Raw genomic sequence first — 2468 nt, forward strand, 5'->3', positions numbered from 1 at the left:
TGGTTTGCTTCATGGCGGCTCAGCAGGAATCGAAGACGTCATTGTGCCAGCTCGCACGCCAGCCGGGATCGGTCGACGATTAAATCAGCGCTTCCGTAGGCCGTGCGTGGTTCGAATACGCGACCAACGAATTGAAAGTCGCCGGGTCGAAATGACTATTTTTTATTAATTAATGATTTGCAACGCTTGCCAGATGAGGTAATCAGTCATGACAAGTGGGAGTAATGGCAACTTATCGGGAGTTACGTCACAAGTACGGCACGTGGCGATTTTGGCTCAACCGACCGTCGCAGGCATGCTGCCGATCAACTTGCACCCGCATTCCGTCGTGCACCCCTCCACTGCAACGGGCACCCCGTCAACTGTAAGCGTGTTGTGGGCGGTGATGATCTTGTTTACGCCGTGTGGTTTGCCACCAGGGTAGGGCAGCGGACAATCAACCTTATCACCCAGTCGGGCGATCGCTTTTCCCCTGATGTCGTGGTTGAGCGACCCGCTAATCACCGTGCCGCCATGATCGGTTTTGTCTCCGACTGTAATGATCTTCAATGACATTTGACTCTCCAGTGGAATCCGCGGTACTAATCGATCGGTGGGGCCGTCCGGCTAATCGCGGCCGTTGGGCTAACGCATATATCTCATAGCTAACGATTGCAGTAGCAAACGGTGATTGCTGTTATAGCACTCAAGATTACCCGGCGTGTCGTATGCATGTATGGGTGAAATGCAATGTTATGCAGCTTTATTTTAAATACACCCTTGATAAGCATATATTGCGCCCCTAAAGAGAATGCTAAATCATAAGCTGCCTTGAATTTAGCGCCAGCTTGCAGAGACTTTAGCATATTTCCTGAGCATCATCGGCAGCGGTCAGCCTCGATAATCATTGCGCATTTGCGTGTGCGCCAACTTTCACAACTAAATTGCCGCTGAGTGACTGGCCAACATCAAGTGCTATACCTTGAATTAGCATCCGTTTTGTGTTCTTCCTAAGATCTAGGGGTGAATATCCAGCCTTTTCAAACGCCGATAAAAGCTGACTCAAATTGACAAGTTTTGGTGCCGGCTCAGTCGTTGCCACAGATGCTGCAATCATAACGATTGCAGCGACAATGATTTTTTTTTGATCTACATTATGATCCCCTAATATCCAACGAATGAATTATTAATTAAGATACTGTCCCTGTAGTACAGCATCGTATACGCACTGTACTACTATTCGAACTCAGCAATCGAGCCGCAATCCTGAAAATGTTTCCGAATTGCGCTAACGACATCCTGCTTCTCAGTTTTAGTCAAAGCAACGCCCGGCGGCACTTCCCAATTATTCAATGAATTCAACTAGATGACGTAACGTGGTTCGATCGGCGCTGAGGCAATAAGCGCCTCGCCTAGAATACGTACAAGTTTGTCTTCACTCTCCAATCGCATGTCTCCCCGGGAGACGTGAACGACTTCAACATTCATACGTTACCCCTTGGGAATGGTCCTCAAGTTTCCGTATTTCGGGTAAGTAATAATGATCCAAGTTGTTCCTCGAAAACCAGTGCTTGTCATCCTGCGCGTGCTCGTTGTAAAAACTAACGTCTATAAAACTTTCCTATCGTGCGACGTCACTGAGGTTTCATGTAAATGTCGGCCTGATAGGCACGTGGCTCATAGCTCACTTCAACTTCCCCCCACTTGAACCGCCACGTACGCTTCCTATTGCCTTTATTGTTCGGTGGAGCTCCAACCGTCTTTTCTACGAAATTCGATAGCAGACGATACTCATCTTTCATCGCTTCTTCACTTACATCATCCCACCCTTTAACAGGACTGTCCAACCAGCTCAATCGTAGCCAGTTAATCTTTTTATCTCGCAGGCTGATGAAAACTCCAAACCTCATATTATCCGCCTGAGCTTCGACGTAGTAGTAAATTCTGCCGCCACTGAGTTCTCGTTTCTCAATTAGACCTTCTTCGGCGAGCGCCTTTAAGTCTCCATTGGAAGCGGTAAGGATATTTTTCTCGCCGATATCTATTTTTCCTTCAATGAAATTGATCATGGTTCTGTCAACTCCATAATTGGGCCTTTATCCATATTCATACGATCTTTCGCAGTGATGTAATATTGCGTTCCGCCACCCGGGCCATATTGGTCATTGGCTAGCGCGTAAGCTTTTCCTACGCAGAGATCTTCTTTTAATGTAAATGCCTGTACCTTTTGCCTTGCGCCGAACTTGAAGTGCTCAGAATTTCCAGCGTGTCCTACCTGGGTCGCCTCATGATATGCATTGACTGATTTCTTTGAGGCAGCAAGAGTAGACTCGTCAGCAAAGAACCCGCCTGGCTTCGGCCCGTAAGGATACAGTGTGTAGACAGTGGTGCCTTTAGGCCACCTCTAAAAACCTCGGCCGAGACGCCTGCGGCTGGGTAAAATCCTGACATCGAACCAAGCCAGCGAGTGCCGTCATGATGAAACCCCG

Annotated in this window: 2 protein-coding genes; both read right to left on the bottom strand. The window is 47.9% G+C overall.

Annotated features, from left to right (window positions below):
- Positions 1–276 precede the first annotated feature (276 nt).
- The gene (locus ACZ9AQ_RS24085; RefSeq protein WP_429207327.1) at positions 277–555 is read right to left on the bottom strand and encodes a PAAR domain-containing protein; all 279 of its coding nucleotides are present in this window, start codon (positions 553–555) and stop codon (positions 277–279) included.
- A 1058-nt stretch (positions 556–1613) separates the two neighbouring features.
- Positions 1614–2048 carry a hypothetical protein gene (locus tag ACZ9AQ_RS24090; protein WP_429207325.1) on the bottom strand — a complete coding sequence of 145 codons (435 nt, stop codon included), beginning with the start codon at positions 2046–2048 and terminating at the stop codon, positions 1614–1616.
- Between the last annotated feature and the right edge of the window lie 420 nt (positions 2049–2468).

The sequence above is a fragment of the Massilia sp. UYP34 genome (genome assembly GCF_056279385.1).

Excerpts from the sequence above, each read along its gene's own strand:
- ACZ9AQ_RS24085 (WP_429207327.1), bottom strand. The coding sequence starts at position 555 with ATGTCATTGAAGATCATTACAGTCGGAGACAAAACCGATCATGGCGGC.
- ACZ9AQ_RS24090 (WP_429207325.1), bottom strand. The coding sequence starts at position 2,048 with ATGATCAATTTCATTGAAGGAAAAATAGATATCGGCGAGAAAAATATC.